The organism is Ensifer canadensis, assembly GCF_017488845.2.
Taxonomy (GTDB): domain Bacteria; phylum Pseudomonadota; class Alphaproteobacteria; order Rhizobiales; family Rhizobiaceae; genus Ensifer; species Ensifer canadensis.
On sequence record NZ_CP083371.1, the window covers coordinates 1,898,020 to 1,913,930 of the forward strand.

Annotated in this window: 16 protein-coding genes and 1 pseudogene; 13 read left to right on the forward strand and 4 right to left on the reverse strand. The window is 59.4% G+C overall.

The annotated features are described in order from the left end of the window. The first annotated feature begins 69 nt into the window (after positions 1 to 69). The 3 genes from J3R84_RS28405 to J3R84_RS28415 all read left to right on the forward strand — a co-directional run bounded on the left by J3R84_RS28405 (position 70) and on the right by J3R84_RS28415 (position 1,522). Entirely contained in the window at positions 70 to 447 is a 378-nt protein-coding gene (locus J3R84_RS28405) for a hypothetical protein (RefSeq protein ID WP_113567227.1), read from the forward strand. Positions 448 to 544: 97 nt separating this feature from the next. Then, positions 545 to 1,231, forward strand: coding sequence for a Crp/Fnr family transcriptional regulator (locus J3R84_RS28410; RefSeq protein WP_113567225.1), 687 nt, complete (start codon positions 545 to 547; stop codon positions 1,229 to 1,231). A 75-nt stretch (positions 1,232 to 1,306) separates the two neighbouring features. Beyond that, entirely contained in the window at positions 1,307 to 1,522 is a 216-nt protein-coding gene (locus tag J3R84_RS28415) for a hypothetical protein (protein WP_113567223.1), read from the forward strand. Here the strand turns inward: J3R84_RS28415 and J3R84_RS28420 are convergent. From J3R84_RS28420 to J3R84_RS28435, 4 genes and pseudogenes are all read right to left on the reverse strand, one after another. Next, the gene (locus tag J3R84_RS28420) at positions 1,519 to 1,674 is read right to left on the reverse strand and encodes a hypothetical protein (RefSeq protein WP_162771089.1); all 156 of its coding nucleotides are present in this window, start codon (positions 1,672 to 1,674) and stop codon (positions 1,519 to 1,521) included. The genes J3R84_RS28415 and J3R84_RS28420 overlap by 4 nt on opposite strands. Positions 1,675 to 1,941: 267 nt before the next feature. After that, positions 1,942 to 2,872: pseudogene (locus J3R84_RS28425) on the reverse strand (nucleotidyltransferase and HEPN domain-containing protein). Positions 2,873 to 3,198: 326 nt separating this feature from the next. Then, positions 3,199 to 4,023 (reverse strand): transporter substrate-binding domain-containing protein, encoded by an 825-nt coding sequence (locus J3R84_RS28430; protein WP_084815062.1) that lies wholly within the window; start codon positions 4,021 to 4,023, stop codon positions 3,199 to 3,201. A 146-nt stretch (positions 4,024 to 4,169) separates the two neighbouring features. After that, on the reverse strand, positions 4,170 to 5,099 hold the full coding sequence (locus J3R84_RS28435; protein WP_025429815.1) for a LysR family transcriptional regulator: 930 nt from the start codon (positions 5,097 to 5,099) through the stop codon (positions 4,170 to 4,172). 151 nt (positions 5,100 to 5,250) lie between these two features. Here J3R84_RS28435 and J3R84_RS28440 point away from each other — a divergent pair, with 151 nt between their 5' ends. The 10 genes from J3R84_RS28440 to J3R84_RS28485 all read left to right on the forward strand — a co-directional run bounded on the left by J3R84_RS28440 (position 5,251) and on the right by J3R84_RS28485 (position 15,897). Then, positions 5,251 to 6,432 carry an NAD(P)/FAD-dependent oxidoreductase gene (locus J3R84_RS28440; protein WP_057224560.1) on the forward strand — a complete coding sequence of 394 codons (1,182 nt, stop codon included), beginning with the start codon at positions 5,251 to 5,253 and terminating at the stop codon, positions 6,430 to 6,432. 5 nt (positions 6,433 to 6,437) lie between these two features. Then, complete coding sequence (locus tag J3R84_RS28445; protein WP_203529059.1) at positions 6,438 to 6,695, forward strand: 2Fe-2S iron-sulfur cluster-binding protein; 258 nt, start codon at positions 6,438 to 6,440, stop codon at positions 6,693 to 6,695. Then, positions 6,688 to 8,043 carry an FAD-dependent oxidoreductase gene (locus J3R84_RS28450; protein ID WP_113567219.1) on the forward strand — a complete coding sequence of 452 codons (1,356 nt, stop codon included), beginning with the start codon at positions 6,688 to 6,690 and terminating at the stop codon, positions 8,041 to 8,043. Before J3R84_RS28445 ends, J3R84_RS28450 begins: the two co-directional genes overlap by 8 nt. Beyond that, positions 8,040 to 9,437, forward strand: coding sequence for an aldehyde dehydrogenase family protein (locus J3R84_RS28455; protein WP_113567217.1), 1,398 nt, complete (start codon positions 8,040 to 8,042; stop codon positions 9,435 to 9,437). The genes J3R84_RS28450 and J3R84_RS28455 overlap by 4 nt, the downstream gene beginning before the upstream one ends. Positions 9,438 to 9,449: 12 nt before the next feature. Next, on the forward strand, positions 9,450 to 10,193 hold the full coding sequence (locus J3R84_RS28460) for a 4-hydroxy-tetrahydrodipicolinate reductase (RefSeq protein ID WP_057220876.1): 744 nt from the start codon (positions 9,450 to 9,452) through the stop codon (positions 10,191 to 10,193). Positions 10,194 to 10,215: 22 nt separating this feature from the next. Then, a complete protein-coding gene (gene dapA, locus J3R84_RS28465; protein WP_025429809.1) occupies positions 10,216 to 11,133 on the forward strand; it encodes a 4-hydroxy-tetrahydrodipicolinate synthase in 918 nt (305 codons plus the stop codon). A gap of 189 nt (positions 11,134 to 11,322) precedes the next feature. Continuing rightward, positions 11,323 to 11,988: an amino acid ABC transporter permease gene (locus tag J3R84_RS28470; protein WP_025429808.1), complete on the forward strand. Its 666-nt coding sequence runs from the start codon at positions 11,323 to 11,325 to the stop codon at positions 11,986 to 11,988. 17 nt (positions 11,989 to 12,005) lie between these two features. Continuing rightward, positions 12,006 to 12,779, forward strand: coding sequence for an amino acid ABC transporter ATP-binding protein (locus J3R84_RS28475; protein ID WP_081788989.1), 774 nt, complete (start codon positions 12,006 to 12,008; stop codon positions 12,777 to 12,779). 6 nt (positions 12,780 to 12,785) lie between these two features. Continuing rightward, positions 12,786 to 13,913: a saccharopine dehydrogenase family protein gene (locus tag J3R84_RS28480; RefSeq protein WP_113567215.1), complete on the forward strand. Its 1,128-nt coding sequence runs from the start codon at positions 12,786 to 12,788 to the stop codon at positions 13,911 to 13,913. 568 nt (positions 13,914 to 14,481) lie between these two features. Continuing rightward, positions 14,482 to 15,897, forward strand: coding sequence for an MFS transporter (locus J3R84_RS28485; RefSeq protein WP_057213321.1), 1,416 nt, complete (start codon positions 14,482 to 14,484; stop codon positions 15,895 to 15,897). The last annotated feature ends 14 nt before the right edge of the window (positions 15,898 to 15,911 follow it).

A 15,911-nucleotide genomic window follows, 5' to 3' on the forward strand; every position in this document is an offset into this window, starting at 1 on the left:
GCCTATCCCTGAGCCATCAGATTGGCACAGGGATAGGCAAACCGAATGAAGCCTTGCACGAGGATCAGAATGCAGCAGGTCATGCGCATGTTTTGCGCAATGGCCGTGCTGCTTCTCGGCTTCGCGCACCCGGCGCCCGCAGGGGCAACGGCGCTTTCCGCGACGGAGCGGGCACAGTTCGCGCTGCCCGACGGTTCCCTGCCCGACCTCTGCCTGCCCACAGCCGCCGACGACGACGGCAACGGCAAACAACTCTCCCACAGTCACTTCTGCGGCGCCTGCCGCGTCTTCTGGGCCCACTTGCCGGCACCTGCCGATGCTGCGCACTCGATCGCGCGCAAGAGTGAAAAAGTGCTGCCGCCGGAACAGCCGATTGCATCCGCGAGGTCACAGCTCCCGCCCAATGCCAGCCCACGCGGGCCGCCAGCATCGAGCTCCCACGCCTGAGCCCCTGTCACGACCGATCGTGACTGAACGCTGATGTCTCATCTCCGACGCGTCGCTCAGCGACGATGCCGACAAGATCGCAATACGGATCGCCACCATGCCCGATACGATCACTTTCGCGGAAACAACACTTCCGCCCCCGCCAACGGCGGCCTTTTCGACGACCAAGCTCTCCCCCAACCGGCAGCGACTGGTAGGGGAGCACGCCACTCTGCTCTTCCAGGGAGGGCGAAACCGCCAACTCTATCGCGTCGTCGACGGCTGTGTCGCGCTGTCGCAATTGCTCGACGACGGCCGTCGCCAGATCACCGACGTGCTCGGCCCGGGACGGCTCTTCGGCTTCACCCATGACGGCCGCAATATCGCCACTGCCGAAACGCTGACCTTCGCCCGGATAGAGACGCTCGCCGCCAGCCAGGTCGAAGACGGCGACCACGGGCCCGCTGTCGCCGCCGAACTTAAGGCGACGCTGCACCGGATGCAGGCACACGCAACTCTGCTCGGACGTAAGACAGCGACGGAGAAGGTTGCCACGGCGCTCATCGATCTTGCCGACCAGTTCGCATGGCGCGGTCGCGCCGGAAGCGCCGCCCGGTTCAGCTTCAACCTCTATCTCTCGCGTGCCGACCTGGCTGACTGGCTGGGCCTGACGGTCGAGACCGTCAGCCGCTGCCTCAACCGTTTCAAGCGCGATGGCCTGATCGACTTCAACCATCCGAAGACGGTGCGCATCCTCGACGAGCAGCATTTGCGGACGATGGCAGGCCTGGTGCGCAGGGACTGACCCTCGCACGAGTGCAGCGATCCCAACAGATCACAGCGGGCTTGGCGTCCGCCCCGAAAGAAAGGCTTGAAAACAATGCTTGCGAAAATGGTCTATCACGTGCCGGTGTTCGGCTGGATGCTCAGGGAAGCGGCGCAGGGCTCCGGCACCGCCAAGGTGCTGTTTCTCGTCAACTGTATGCTGATCTGGCTGCTGGCGATCATTGCCTTCGGTTACCCCGCTATCATCATCCCGGCGCTGGTGCTGGTGCCGACGGTCTTCGTTCTCCTGCTTCTGATCACCACGGGCTAGCGGCCGCCGATCGCATGAGAGCCTGTGGCTGTTGCGAGAAAAACACGCGACATGATCGTGGATTGCGGCCAGTTCGGCGCGCCGGGGCGTGGAATTCGCTGCTCGACACGCACCTGGCGGGCGTGATCATCGAGACCGTACTTTCGGCTCATGCGCATGCATCCGCAACGGACGCCACGGCGAAGCGATAAATTGTCTCCTCTTTGGCGACAGCCGCAGTTGCTCGAGGGGGGGGGCTTGCCATTATGGCTGACAGACATGTCATTGGTCCGGGCGGGCACAACATCGAAGTGGTTTGCCACGAACCCGAGGCAAAACACTTCCATCGAGGGGACACTCAGGGCCGGCTCTACCCACTTGCGGCGCCCTTCATGTCAAACGCTGCATGTCTGCTTCCAGACCCAAAAGCCGACAACGGATCAACGCCCTGACTTTTCCTCGGCGATTTCACCATCCAGCGTGATCAGATGACTTTCGCAGACCGCTTTTACCAGCCCGTGAAGAACCTGCGTACGCTCAATCAGGAAAGAAAGCGCCTCTTCGCTTATCTGGTAATGCTTGGAGTACCGCGCCTTCACATAGGCCTCATTGATTGTATTTGAACCAGGCCGAATAGCGCTGCCGGTCTTGTGGCCAGGCGTCTGCGAGCCGCCGGTCCAGATCTTCGGCAAAACCGCGCAGGGACCGCAGGTTGTGCGTCGGTGGACCGTAGTTTTTCAGCACGAGAAGCACAGTTGAGTAGGCATGCTCGATCGCTTGATGGAGCTGGAACGCAGCGAGGGCGACGTCGCCTTCGGATATGCAAAACCGCGCAACCTTGAGGAAGCCTATGGCATGCGGAAGTCGGCTTTCATAATGTTCGCGTGCGATCTTGAACTGCTGTTCAAGGCTGATCGGCCTCGGTTCCACCAGCGGCTCACTATCGAGCTCGTAAAGCACAATGCCTTGCTGGCGAATGTCGCAGAAGAAGTCCTTTCCGCGCCTGAGCTCCTCGTTCACCTCACGGCGAGAATGCACGACGAAGGACACCTGCATGCCCTTCAGGATGCGGTCGTTCAGAAGCCGGTCAGCAGCGTTGTTCCAGTATGCGGTGAAATCCGTCAGCTTTCGATTGTTGACGATCACCAGCAGGTCGTAATCGGAGCGATAGCCTTTGCCAATGTGCTCCTCATCAACCCAATCGCCGCGCGCATGACTGCCAAAGAGAATGACCTTGAGGATCCGCCCCTTTTTCTTGAACTCCGCCGTGCCCTCCCTCAACGCATCCTCGAACTCTTCGCGCAGGATTCCGACCGCACGCGCGAGTTCCCGCCTCTTGGCATCAGGCAAGTGATCGAGGCTGGATTTCATCATTGTCGGAAAGAACTTTCGCTTCGCGGGCGATGGGCCCACCCGATTTTAGCCGGTCAAACGTAGTGCGCAACCCAGACGGGTCGAGTTCCCGCCGTCATCAACAAACAGTCAGTCCTTCGCGTGGGGATCCGTCGGTCAAGTTGGTGATAACTTGCCCAAAAGTGCCGGCGAATTCAACGAAGCAACCGTAATGATTTCTTCGCATTAGCTTCACAATCGGCGGTCAGCACTTGACATGGACGAATTTTGCACCGTCGCTCGCAATCGACCCACCAACTCAAAACCCTGCTCAGTACTGGTGTAACTGAGCAGGGTCACCGTCGTCAGCCGCCGAAGCCGAAACCGACTGGCATATCTTCAAGGGCAATGCCAAAAGGCTCAAGGCTCTTGACGATCCATGTCTGATTGTTGCCGATGCGGCGGTTGTACTCTGCCCAGGCAGACACAAAGGACTTGAAGGTCTCGTCGGAACCGTAGTTAAGCGCGATGACCGAGGGCGTGGCCAGAACCGGGGTTGGCACCTTGACGCTTCCAACTGCCGGGGCCTTCTTTGAAATCACAAGGCCATTCAGCATCGTATTGACGAGACCGTCGGCTTTGCCCGTCGTCACTGCGACGATCGCCTCGTCACGCGTCTTGAAGCGAAGGATGTTTGCCTTCGGCAGATACTGTTGCGTAATCAAGTCCTGAGCCGAACCGAGGTCGACGGCGAAGGTGTATTTCGGATCGTTCAGTTCGCTCCAGGTCTTGTTATTGACTTCATCCTTGGACGACACGACCACAAAGCTGTTGTAGTAGGTCGGATCGGAGAACGACACGGACATCGCCCTCACAGGGGTTGCGGTGACTGCAAAAGCCATATCGACCTTGCCGCTTTGCACATCGAGGATTGCATTCGACCAACTCGACTCGACCACTTCAAGCTTCACATCAAGCGTTCTGGCGATGTCGGTGGCCATATCAATGACAAATCCTTGCCACTCTCCTGTGCGCGGATCCTTGTTGAAATAGGGAACTTCATTGAGGATCGCGGGGATACGAAGAGCACCACGCGCCCTTATATCCTCGATCGTACCAGCAGACGCCGTCGTTCCCAGCAATGACAGGGCGACGGCGGCGCAACTACAGATTTTCGCAATAACATTCATTCTCGGTTCTCCATATTCCCCTGTTTGATTTTATCAGTCATGCGCCTTCTTTGGTCCTTGCGACCGCGAGCAGGTTACCGCGCAGTCAGCCGGGAACAATGCTAGAGAATCGACCACGCTTATCCCATTTTTTGTAGGTTGCCGGTTTACGGCGCTGCAGGAGTGAGTTCGCCGCTGCGCGGAGGATCCAGGACGGGGCCGACCAGCTCTGACTGACATTCCTCAAAAAGCTGCTGTACCGCCGGATGCTTTTGCAGAAAGCCTGCACTACCGAAGTACACGCGGACCTCCGGCAGGTTTGCCAGCTTCGTGCTGACGATGGTTTTGTCTTCCGGCAGGACGCACCAGGACGGGATGATTGAAAAGCCCATACCCTCCTCGACGCAGCGTTTCACGCTGGAACTTCCCGAGGTAGAGATCACGGGCTGGACGACGGCTCCATCGCGACCGAGGAAGTCGACCGCAAGATTGCGCAAAGTCTGACCCGGCTCATAGGTGATGAACGGCCGATCCTTCGCCCATAACGGGATGTCCTTCTGCTCCGGTGGCGCTCCCCATTGACAAGGATAGACAAGGCTGAGGTGATAGCTGCCCAACAGTCGCTGCGGCACGACCGGGTCACCGAAGTACCGCTCCGAAATACACACATCCAGGCTTCCGTTCTTGACAAGCTCCGCCAAGACCGTATCGCGTTCATAGACTGCGAACTCCATGTCTGGAAAACTCTCGCGAAATTTCGAAAGCACCTTTGGAAAAAGGTAGAAGAAAATTGCTTGCGGCATTCCCACACGCAGCGATGACCGTTGGCTCTCGATCAGCTTGCTCAGCCGCTCCAGCATGATGTCCAGCTCGGGATGCAGCAGGTTGTACAGTGCGCGCCCCCTCGGGGTCAGCGTGATCCGCTTAGCACCCTGCTCGGAATCTATGAGCTTTCCGTTGAGCAATTGCTCCAACCGTCGAACATGGTTCGAGGCCGACTGATAGCTCAAGTTAAGCTCCCGCGCCGCACCGGAATATGACCCGTATCTGGCGACCTGGTAGAACGTCTGGATGAGCGTGAGGCTGATTTTGGCCATAACTGTATTCCCCCGCCCTGAGGATTAAGGGGCCCTTCGTTAGTAGCCGATACAAATTTCGTGAACAAGCAACGGCGTCTTCTTGTATCGACGCCAGCCGCCGGCAGCCCGCAACATAGGGCGAGTTAGAAACAGTGCCGGTTCAACAACGATGCCATTTGCACAGCCATCTTCCGTCGTCATAGCCGGTTCCGGAATCGTCGGTGCGGCGGCGGCCTATTTTCTTGCGCGCCGCGGAGTGAGGGTCGACCTGTTCGATGCGGATGTTCCGGCATCGCAGGCCACGGGAGCAGCCGACGGTGCGGTTTCCGTGGCGAGCAAACGCCCCGGTCCGATGATGGAGGCGGCGCTTTGCGGCATCGCGCTCTATCGCCAGCTGGCGCGAGACGGTCTGTTTGCAGATTGCTTCAAAAGCCGATCGACCTTCATCGTCGCAACCTCCAAGGCGGAGTGCGATGTCCTTGAAGCCCACTCGAAGGCACTTGCAGGTGCTGGCGTGCGGACGGCGACACTTGCCCCGCAGGCTGCCCGCAATCGATTTCCCGTACTGTCGCCGGACGCGTTGATGATCGTCGAGGTGCATGATGAGGGTCACGCGATCGGCTATCAAATCGTGCACCGCTTCCTCACAGCTGCCGGTGTCGTTGTTCACCGAGGCCACGCTGTTGAGAGCCTGCTTCTTGCGAGTGACGGCAGCCGTGTCGAGGGTGTCGCCACGGCGAAAGGCGACGTCAGAGCCGACGCAGTGGTCGTTGCAGCTGGCACCGGATCGGCCCGATTGCTCGGTATTGAACACGCCCTTATCCCACGCAAGGGTCAGCTTCTCATCACCGAAAGGGCGCGCGCACTGAACGCGGCCATGCCCGGGGCGATCATGTCAGGGCGATATCTGCTCAGCAAGGGCAGCCAAAATGCGCCACAAGCCAAACTCCCGAAGGGACTGGGGCTTGTCATCGACCCCCTGCAAACGGGGCAGTTCCTGATTGGAGGAACACGCGAAGATCATGGGGACCGCCGCAACAATGACATCGACGCGGTATCGCGGATCTTGCGAGATGCCGTCGCCCTTGTGCCGGGCCTTGCCGATGTGAGGCTTCTGCGCAGCTTTGCCGGAGTCCGCACGGCGGTGATCGATGGGCTGCCACTGGTCGGGCGATTACCGCATCTCATAAATGCCTATGTCGCGACCGGCTTCGAGGGCGACGGCATTTGCCTCGGGCCGATCACCGGAAAGGCAATTTCGCAGATGGTCTGCGGGGAGACGCCGGATATGTCGCTTGCGGCATTCGACCCTGCACGGTTCGGGAAAAGTGAGACCGTCGCATGGGCGTGAATGACATGAACGGTCCCAAAACGTTGCGCTGGATCTCGCAGGATATCCCGTTTCGCCAAGGTGAAAGCGTCGCGGCAGCACTGGAGGCAGCCGGGATCACGAGCTTCGGCCGCGACGCCGTTGACCGCGAAACCCGATATTTTTGCGGCATCGGTGCCTGCCAATGTTGCCTCGTCAGCATCAATGGCGTCGCTACGGAAGCCTGCCTTACCCCGGCATGGGATGGGATGGTGATTGTTGGATTGGAGGCGGACCTTGACTGATCTGGACATCATCGTTGTTGGAGGCGGGGCTGCCGGGATTTCCGCCGCCCTAGAGGCAAGCGGATCTGGCCTCTCAGTCGAGATCATCGAGCAGCGACGGAATGTCGGCGGCGCGATATATCGCCAACCGATCGACGGCGTTGAAGCCGTACCTCAGCCCCGCACGGCACGGGCTCGATGGAAGGCCCTTTTTTCCGCCTATCGACAATCGGGCATTCGACTGCGCCACTCCTGTGTCTTTCTCGGCATCGACAGTGATGGGCTCGTCCTCGTCGAGGATCGCCTTCACGGCGCCGTCGTGCATCTCAAGGCGCGCGCGGTCGTGATCGCAACAGGGGCAATCGAAAAGATACTGCCTCGTCCAGGCTGGGAACTTTCGGGCGTTTCCACCGCCGGCGGGTTGCAAGTCATGATGAAGGAAACAGGACGACCGCCGAACGGCAGAATCCTACTTGCCGGAGGCGGCCCGCTTCTTATCGCAGTCGCCGCGCAAATGGCCAAGTTGGGAAACCCGCCAGTCGCCGTCGTTGAAGCGGGCGATCCCATTCGGCACCCGCTGGTCACCTTTGGCCTGTTTGCTTACCCCAGACTTCTGAGCGAGGCATTTTCCTATCTGTGCGAGATGACGGCAAACCGAACCCCTTGGCTGCGAGGCTGTGTCCTCACAGGGGTTCGGCGATGCGACACGGGCCTGGAGGCGACGCTGCGTGATCGGAGAGGTCAATCACAGACGATCATAGTCGATCGTGTCGGCCTCCACGACGGCGTGAGATCAAACCACTTCGGCCTTCCCGATGTCGCTATGAAGGCGGACGCCCGACCAATCATCATGAGGGCTGGCGACTGCCGGGAAGCGCTCGGTTCGATCGCAGCAGAAGCCGATGGCAGGCGCGTGGGGCGCCAGGTGGTGAACCTATTGTCCGGTAAAACGCGCGCACTCAAGGACGTCGACGCCGCGATCGCACAACAGCGTCGCGCTCAGAGCCTGCTCTCAGCGCTGTTTGCGCCGGTTGACCCCACCTCCCCGCTGGCCACCCTTCCTGACGAGACTATCTTGTGCCGCTGCGAAGGCCGCACGATTGGGGATCTCCGGCTGCTTGCACAACGGAGCGATGGCCTCTCCGGACGTGAAGTGAAACACAACGGCCGATTTTCGATGGGGGTCTGCCAAGGGCGCTTCTGCGCCGCAAATGTTGCCGAAGTGCTGAACCTCATCAGCCCGTCGCAAGCGCCAGCAGCGGCCAACGATCTGACGGGCCAGCGCTGGCCCATCCGCCCAGTATCCATCGGCGCTTTGACGCGCGCCATTTCCCAACACAATTCGAACGACGAACGAGGTTCCAAATGACGTCCCTGCAGAAAATCGCTCCCACCCCAGCTCGCCCGATCATGGTCCGTAATCCTTTCAACGGGCAGATCGTCGGCGAGATTGCGGAGCATTCCGGAGCGGAGGTCGCCGCCACTGTTTTGCGCGCCAAGACGGCGCAGCGCGAATTCCGATACTCCACGCCTGCGGTTCGGCGGGCACTATTGAACGCCCTGGCAGCCGAGATTGCCAAGGACGCAGAGAACCTGGCCCGGATCATTTCATCGGAAATGGGCAAGACGATCCGCGAAGCGCGCAACGAGGTGCGTCGCGCCCAGAACACGTTGAAGCTCTCGGGAGATGCGGCAACATTTCTCGACGGTGAAGCACTGCATTGCGCGATCGTGGAAGGCGGTGTCGATCGTCTTGCCACAATCACATACGAGCCCGTTGGGGTCATCGGCGCCATTACGCCTTTCAACTACCCGCTCAATCTTTTGTGCCACAAGCTCGGGCCGGCCATTGCCGCCGGCAACGCGGTCGTCGCCAAACCTTCGCCAAAGGCTCCGCTGGCCGCTGCCCGCCTCTTCGAACTCACGCAAAAGGCAAACTGGCCACGCGACCTTTTCCAGGTCATCCATGGCGGCGCGGACTGCGCCCTGTCGCTAGTCCATGCTCCGATTGATCTGCTTTCTTTCACGGGGGGCCCGCGCGCCGGTCTCGCGCTCAAGAATGCCAGTGGTCTCATCCGTTGCCTGATGGAGCTCGGGGGCAACGACCCGCTGTTCGTGCTACCCGACGCTGATTTGGACAAGGCTGTCGCAACTGCGGTTGGCCATCGTTTTGAAATCGCCGGCCAAAGTTGCGCAGCCGTGAAGAAGCTGTACCTCCATAAAGACATCGAGCAGGTGTTCACGCAACGCCTCCTCGCCGCCGTCGATGCCATCAAGTTCGGCGATCCGTCGAACGACGACTCAGACATGGGGACGGTTATCGATCTGCCGGCGGCCCAGGAGGTGGCACAACGCGTCAGGGCCAGCGTTGCCGGTGGCGCGAAGCTGCTGACCGGCGGCAATCACGAAAACACGCTCTTCTCGCCAACCGTAATCTCTGACGTCGAACCGAATTCCGCTGTTATCGCCGACGAGACGTTCGGTCCTGTTATCGCCATCCGCAGCTTCACCGATCCAAACGCTGCAATTGCCGAAGTCAACGCAGGAGCCTTTGGCCTGCAGGCCGGCGTTTTCACCAACGATCATGCGCTAATCAAGACGTTCTCCCGCGAACTCATGGTTGGTGGTGTCATGGTCAACGAAGGCCCCGATTTCCGCGCGGAGCACGTCCCGTTCGGCGGCGTCAAACGCAGCGGTCTCGGCCGTGAGGGCGTTCGTATCGCCCTTCGGGAGATGTCGGAGCAAAAAGTGGTCATCGACTGAGGAACAGCCGCGATGCGCATCGGAATCGTTGGAGCCTCTGGACGGGTGGGAACACGGCTCGTCGAAGCGGTTCTTGAAAGTCCCGGGCTCGAATTGGCAGCGGCCCTGGTGTCACCGGGATCTCGACTCGTCGGGGTCCCTGTAGCTGGCGGCAGCATCGAGTATCGTCCCGCCGAAGCAGCGATGAAAAGTCATTGCGACGTCATGATCGACTTCTCCACGCCTGCTGCAAGCATGGCGCTGCAGCGAGACATCGGGACCAAGGCAATTCCCATGGTTATCGGGACAACGGGCTTCTCAAGAGAAGACGATGCACTGCTGGACAAATGCAGCATGCATCGCCCGATGATGATCAGCGCCAACTTCGCATGTGGCTTTGAAGCCTTCAAGCGATCGGCATTGGCGTTTGCCTCCAGGATGCCGGGCGCAGAGATAACGGTCTTGGAAACCTACCACGCCCGCAAGAAAACCGATCCCTCGGGAACATCCCGCCTTCTGTCGGCACAGTTGCGAGCCGAGCGTAGCCGCGTCATGGGCTTCGATGCACCTGAGCCGCCGATCGCGGTTAACCGCGAGGGCGACACCGTCGGCATCAACGAAGTTCGCTTCGACATGGGCGCGGCCGAGGCAGTGTTCTCCTATCGCGTGCACACGGTCGCTGCCTACGCCGAAGGGGCCATTGCGGCCGCACAATGGCTGGTCTCGAGCGCCGTTTCCCGTGGCCGATACACTTTGGCAGACAGCTTGAACGACTGACAATTTGAGAGAGGAAACCGAAATGACAGCACTTTCAGATCGCTTCAAAGGCGTATTTACCGCCCTGGTTACCCCCTTTAGGGACGGTGGCGTCGACTACGCATCGTATGACGCGCTTGTTGAACGACAGATTGCTGCCGGCGTATCCGGCCTCGTTCCCGTTGGAACAACAGGAGAAGCAGCGACCCTTTCGGATGACGAAGCCGTCGAAGTCATCGCTCGCACTGTTCGGATCGCGGCCGGCCAGGTCATGGTGATGGCCGGCGCCGGCGCCAACGACACGACCAAGACGGTCGACAAGATCAAGCGTGCAGAGGCCGCAGGCGCAGATGCCGTGTTGATCGTGACGCCATACTACAACAAGCCGAGTCAGGCTGGACTGATCGCGCATTATGGTGCTGCCGCGTCAGCAACCTCACTGCCGATGATGCTATATTCGGTGCCCGGCCGCTGCGGCGTGGAAATCGCGCCCGAAACCTGCGCAACGCTTGTCGAAAGGCACGAGAATGTCGTCGCCATCAAGGAGGCCGGCGGCACGGCGGCTCGGGTAACCCAGCTGCGTACAGCCTGCGGCGACCGGCTTGTCATTCATTCCGGTGACGACGGCATGACGTTGCCCTTCCTTTCGCTCGGCGCCGTGGGGGTGACAAGTGTCGTTGCCAACATCGCACCCCGCGAGATGGTGGCGATGGTCGATGCCTGGCATGCGGGCGAAACCGTCAAGGCGCTGGCGCTTCACGAACTGATCGCAGAGCTGACGGACGGCATGTTCATTGAATCCAACCCGGGGCCTGTCAAAGCTGCTCTTGCGCTCGCCAATCTCGCAGGTCCGGAAATGCGATTGCCGATGGTTCCCATTTCAGATGCAAACCGGAACAAGCTTTCCGGCATTCTCAATCGCTTCGGGTCCGCAGCTACCGCCTTCCAAGAAATGCGGTAAGGCTCACCATCAGCTTTGCATTGTCCCTACGAAATGGACAGACGAGTATCGCGTGTCGGTCCCTGCCGATCTCAGGACCGACACCACAGACCAGGGGAACACTATGTTTGCGAGCCCACTTGATAGCCGGTGTCCTGACTTGGACCGCGGCAACTCAACGCATCCGCGGCGGCCAGACAGGAGAACGAGATGAGCTATAACTGGGACTTTCATTCCGTCTGGCAGTATTACGATCTTTTCCTCTGGGGGCTCTGGATCACCGTTGTCTACACTTTCAGTTCGATCTTTTTCGGCGTCATCATCGGTTTCATAACCTGCGCGGCACGGCTGTCTGGCTGGAAACTCCTAAACCTCACGGCCCGTGCCTACCAGGAAATCTTCCGGTGCACGCCGCTTTTGGTTCAGTTGCTCTGGTTCTACTATGCGTTCCCGCTGCTGATCGGGGGCTCCGTTGACAATCGTGTCGCGGCCATGCTGACGCTCTCGCTCTATGTCGGTGCGTTCTATGCGGAAATCTTCCGCGGCGGCATCGTTTCGATCGACAAGGGGCAGCGAGAGGCAGCCGCCGCGATCGGCATGAGCCCGATGCAGTCGATGAGCCGGATCATCCTGCCACAGGCGCTGAAACGCGTTCTGCCCTCCTTCATCAACCAGTCAGTCATTCAGTTCAAGAACACCTCGCTGGTCTCGGTCATCTCCGTCGCCGATCTCGCCTATATGGCCGCGGTCGTGAACGGCCAGACCTATCGTCCGCTCGAATCCTACACCGTGATGGCCGCACTCTACATCGCCATGCTCCTGCCTTTGACGCAGGCAGCGGACTGGATCGAAAAACGCCTCAGGGTCAGCGACTAAAGGAAGAGAGCCCGAACATGATAGCGAACTCCCAAACATCTGACCCTATCCTCGAGGCCCGCGGCCTCAGAAAAAACTACGGAGCTCTTGAGGTCCTCAAGGGGCTGGACCTCAGTCTTGCACGCGGGGAAGTCGTGGCATTGATCGGCCCTTCCGGGTCGGGCAAGTCAACCTTCATCCGGTGCCTCAACATGATGGAGACGCCGACTGCCGGCGAGATCCGCTTCCGCCAGCAACAAGTCGGCGACCGTTTCAACGACCGGGGCACAAAGATCGGCATCGGCAAGCTGCGCCGGCATGTCGGCATGGTTTTCCAGCACTTCAACTTGTTTCCCCACAAGACCGTCCTGCAGAATGTGACCGAGGGGCCGATTATCGTGTGCAAACGCCCGCCGCGGGAGGCCCGAGAGCTGGCGATGGACCTTCTCGGCCAGGTCGGCCTTGCCGACAAGCATGCCGCCTATCCCAACCATCTTTCGGGCGGCCAAAAACAGCGTGTTGCCATCGCCCGTGCCCTTGCCATGGAGCCGGAAGTTCTTCTGCTCGACGAGGTGACGAGTGCGCTCGACCCGGAATTGGTCGGCGAAGTTCTCGCGGTCATTCGCAATCTTGCCGACAAGGGTATGACCATGGCGATCGTGACGCACGAAATGGCCTTCGCGGCTGATGTTTCCGACCGGGTTCTCTTTCTCGATCAGGGAGTTATTGCCGAGACCGGCACGTCCGATGAAGTCATTCTCAATCCGCAGAATCCACGGCTGCAAGCGTTCGTGTCGCGGTTCAAGGGATAAGGTGCCATGCCCAAAATGAAAGTGACCATCGTCGGCGCCGGCAATATCGGGTCGGCCCTGGCGTCGATCTTGGCCGGACCTGAGGAATTTTCGATACAGGTCCTCGACCGTTCCGAAGAGGCCCTGGATAGGTTGGAAGACCTGAACATCGCGGCGGAGCTGCGCACCTACACGCATGACGAAGAGTTGCAGAAAATCCTCGCGGACCAGGATGTGGCTGTCGCCGCCGTCCCGCAAAGCATTGTGCCGCAGATCGCAACGGCTGCGGCTCGTTCGGACACGCACTATCTCGATTTCGTTTGCGCGACGCCGGAGACGCTATCCATTCTGGCTCCTCTGGCCGAACACCGAGCCGTCTTCACGGGGTGCGGGGTCTCGCCAGGCATTATCGGAAATGTCGCCTACGGCCTTCTTGAGGCCTTTGCGCCAGTCACCGATCTGACAATTCGGGTCGGAGCCATACCAAAGGTTTCCACAAACCGCATAGGCTATGGGCAAATATGGAACGTCGATGGCCTCATCGATGAATATACGCAACCAAGTGCGGCCGTTCGCGACGGCAAGGCAGTCATGCTATCGCCGCTCGAGAACTACGGGCATCTGAGCATCGATGGAGTGCGCTACGAAGAATTCGTGACATCAGGTGGTCTTGCCGATCTATCGATCTTCGGTGATCCGGGTCCGAAGAACGTCACGTTCAAGACGATCCGATACCCGGGACATCTCGATTACATGCGTTTCCTTCTCGATGATCTGGGCCTGCGCAATCGTCGCGACGCGTTAAGATCACTCCTTTACAACGGTATGCCGATCGTCAAAGACGACGTGCTCTTGCTGGTCGTGACGGCAAGTGGATATCAGCGGCAACGGCCGATCGAACGCACTGTTTGCCACCGGTTTTCGCCAATTCCGGTGTCAGGCAGATTGAACGCATTAACGTCGGTTGCCACGGGGTATGCCGCAACGTTGTTGGCAATGTTGTACAGAGGAGAAATTCCGCCCGTCGGCTTCGTCCCTCACCACGCGATCAATACCGAGACACTCCTGTCGAGTCCGTTTCTTAAGCCATTGATACACCCCGGCATTGCTGCAGACCAACTAGCCTATTTGATGCGACCTTGCGGCTTTAGCTAACGCGCGAGGATGGCGTGTCTGTCGTCAGAGCTGGCCGTGAACCCAGCCGGTACTTGCTAAGCACGATTTTGCGAGACCTGCAGGAACAGTTCTTGTTCTGGCCCCCACTCGATTGGACGAACCTTTATCGAGACCGCGATTGGAAACGCTCTTATCGCGAAATGCTGCAGCCAATGCGGAGACCCGTGGTCGGATATGCGATTTTACGCAATTTGCTTTGCTCCATCCGGGCACCTCGCCACTCGGTCCGCTCGCTTTCGCGAATTCGCGCTTCGCGCGATAAGTCGAGGTCGGCCCAGCTCTGCGCGAACAAGGGCGTTCCCCTTGATACATTATGCGATTTTGTTGCGGCAACATCGTCGCCATATCGTTCACACTGGCGAAAGCATCCGTCGACGCATGAATTTGTTTGGCTGAATCTGTAGTCGCTTGACAAAGCAATCGAGACGCGTTCTATTCCGCTTGCAGACTAAAGATGTAAGACTATCTGCAAGATGGTCTTACTGTGTCTGGTTCCTGGCAAAGTGTCCTCTTGCAGATGTCATAGCGACGTTGGGAGGACGCCGTAATGCACGGAAGCAAGATAGCCCTTAGGGGCGTACCAGATATTATTTCCCACATTGATGCGAATGACGGTATTCGAGGCCGCGCCGGTGTTATCTGGTGGCTCGCCCTCGGTGGCCTGTTCCTTGATGCCTTTGCCAATTCTGCCCTGAGTGCCGGTCTTGGACCAATGACACGCGATCTAGGATTGGATGCGGCGCAGGTCGCTCTGATGACGTCCTTCGCCTCGTGGGTGTCGATTGCGTTCAATCCGATCGGTGGCTGGATGGCCGACCGCTGGGGCCGCATGCGCCCGCTGATCCTCGCGAAATTGATCGCGCTCATTGGGGCGGTACTGGTGATGACGGCCCACTCCTATGAAGTCATCCTTCTGGGACGGTTCTTTGTTGGCGCCGCCTACGGTATCGATTTTGCTATCGCCATGGCTGTGCTTGCCGAATTCACGCCGGCGCGCCTGCGCAGTCGCCTCAATACCTGGCAGGGCATCTGGTACACCGCCGTGTGCACAAATGTGCTTCTCGCCATGCTGTTTTACAGCTGGGACGTGGGCGACTCGATCTGGCGCTATTCCGTCGCTGCAACCGGCGTCTTTGCTTTTGCGATCATGATGCTGCAACTGGTGTTCATGGTTGAAAGCCCGATCTGGCTTGCCCGCAAGGAGCGGCTGGAAGAGGCTGCCCGCGCGATGACCCGCATCTATCGTCGTGATTTCATTGCTGCCGTGCCCGAAGACCGTTTGCCGGTTCTGAATCAGGCCCGTCGCGGCATTGCCAATGTCGCCCTGATTTTCCGTGGCATCTATCTGCCGCGCACCATTCTTGCCGCGACCGTCCAGATCGGACAGTCGATTCAGTATTTTGCCGTGGGCTGGTACTTGCCGCTCATCAGTGCAGCGCTCTTCGGCAAGGATTTCCTCTATGCCATGACGGGTACGCTGGTGTTCAACGTATTCGGCATCATCGGCGGCTTCTCTTCGCCGGTCATCGGCCGCGTACTCGGCCTTCGCAAGGCTTCGGCCATCGGCTTTGGTGCGGTTTTCGTCATGCTGGTCATCATGGGCCTGTTCCACGACACTATGCCGATCTGGCTCGCGATCATCGTGCCTTCGCTGTTCATCCTTTTCCACTCCGGTGGTCCAGGCGCAAATGGCAAGAGCCTGTCGTCGCTGTCGTTCCGCAGCGAGCTGCGCGCAGGTGCCAACGGCGTTATCGGTGCGCTTGGCGCCATGGGGGCGGCCCTCGGCTTGCTGGTCTTCCCGATCTTCCGTGAGACCTATGGTCTCGGCACGACCTTCCTGATCCTTTCGGTGGTTCCGCTGATTGCCTGCATCATCTGCTCGGTCATTCAATGGGATCCGACCCGCACCACGGTCAGCCCGGACGCCGAACCGGATGCACCACAGTTCGAAGGCGACAAGTAACAAGGGAGGGGAAT

Excerpts from the sequence above, each read along its gene's own strand:
- J3R84_RS28405 (WP_113567227.1), top strand. The coding sequence starts at position 70 with ATGCAGCAGGTCATGCGCATGTTTTGCGCAATGGCCGTGCTGCTTCTC.
- J3R84_RS28410 (WP_113567225.1), top strand. The coding sequence starts at position 545 with ATGCCCGATACGATCACTTTCGCGGAAACAACACTTCCGCCCCCGCCA.
- J3R84_RS28415 (WP_113567223.1), top strand. The coding sequence starts at position 1,307 with ATGCTTGCGAAAATGGTCTATCACGTGCCGGTGTTCGGCTGGATGCTC.
- J3R84_RS28420 (WP_162771089.1), bottom strand. The coding sequence starts at position 1,674 with ATGAGCCGAAAGTACGGTCTCGATGATCACGCCCGCCAGGTGCGTGTC.
- J3R84_RS28430 (WP_084815062.1), bottom strand. The coding sequence starts at position 4,023 with ATGAATGTTATTGCGAAAATCTGTAGTTGCGCCGCCGTCGCCCTGTCA.
- J3R84_RS28435 (WP_025429815.1), bottom strand. The coding sequence starts at position 5,099 with ATGGCCAAAATCAGCCTCACGCTCATCCAGACGTTCTACCAGGTCGCC.
- J3R84_RS28440 (WP_057224560.1), top strand. The coding sequence starts at position 5,251 with ATGCCATTTGCACAGCCATCTTCCGTCGTCATAGCCGGTTCCGGAATC.
- J3R84_RS28445 (WP_203529059.1), top strand. The coding sequence starts at position 6,438 with ATGAACGGTCCCAAAACGTTGCGCTGGATCTCGCAGGATATCCCGTTT.
- J3R84_RS28455 (WP_113567217.1), top strand. The coding sequence starts at position 8,040 with ATGACGTCCCTGCAGAAAATCGCTCCCACCCCAGCTCGCCCGATCATG.
- J3R84_RS28460 (WP_057220876.1), top strand. The coding sequence starts at position 9,450 with ATGCGCATCGGAATCGTTGGAGCCTCTGGACGGGTGGGAACACGGCTC.
- dapA (WP_025429809.1), top strand. The coding sequence starts at position 10,216 with ATGACAGCACTTTCAGATCGCTTCAAAGGCGTATTTACCGCCCTGGTT.
- J3R84_RS28470 (WP_025429808.1), top strand. The coding sequence starts at position 11,323 with ATGAGCTATAACTGGGACTTTCATTCCGTCTGGCAGTATTACGATCTT.
- J3R84_RS28475 (WP_081788989.1), top strand. The coding sequence starts at position 12,006 with ATGATAGCGAACTCCCAAACATCTGACCCTATCCTCGAGGCCCGCGGC.
- J3R84_RS28480 (WP_113567215.1), top strand. The coding sequence starts at position 12,786 with ATGCCCAAAATGAAAGTGACCATCGTCGGCGCCGGCAATATCGGGTCG.
- J3R84_RS28485 (WP_057213321.1), top strand. The coding sequence starts at position 14,482 with ATGCACGGAAGCAAGATAGCCCTTAGGGGCGTACCAGATATTATTTCC.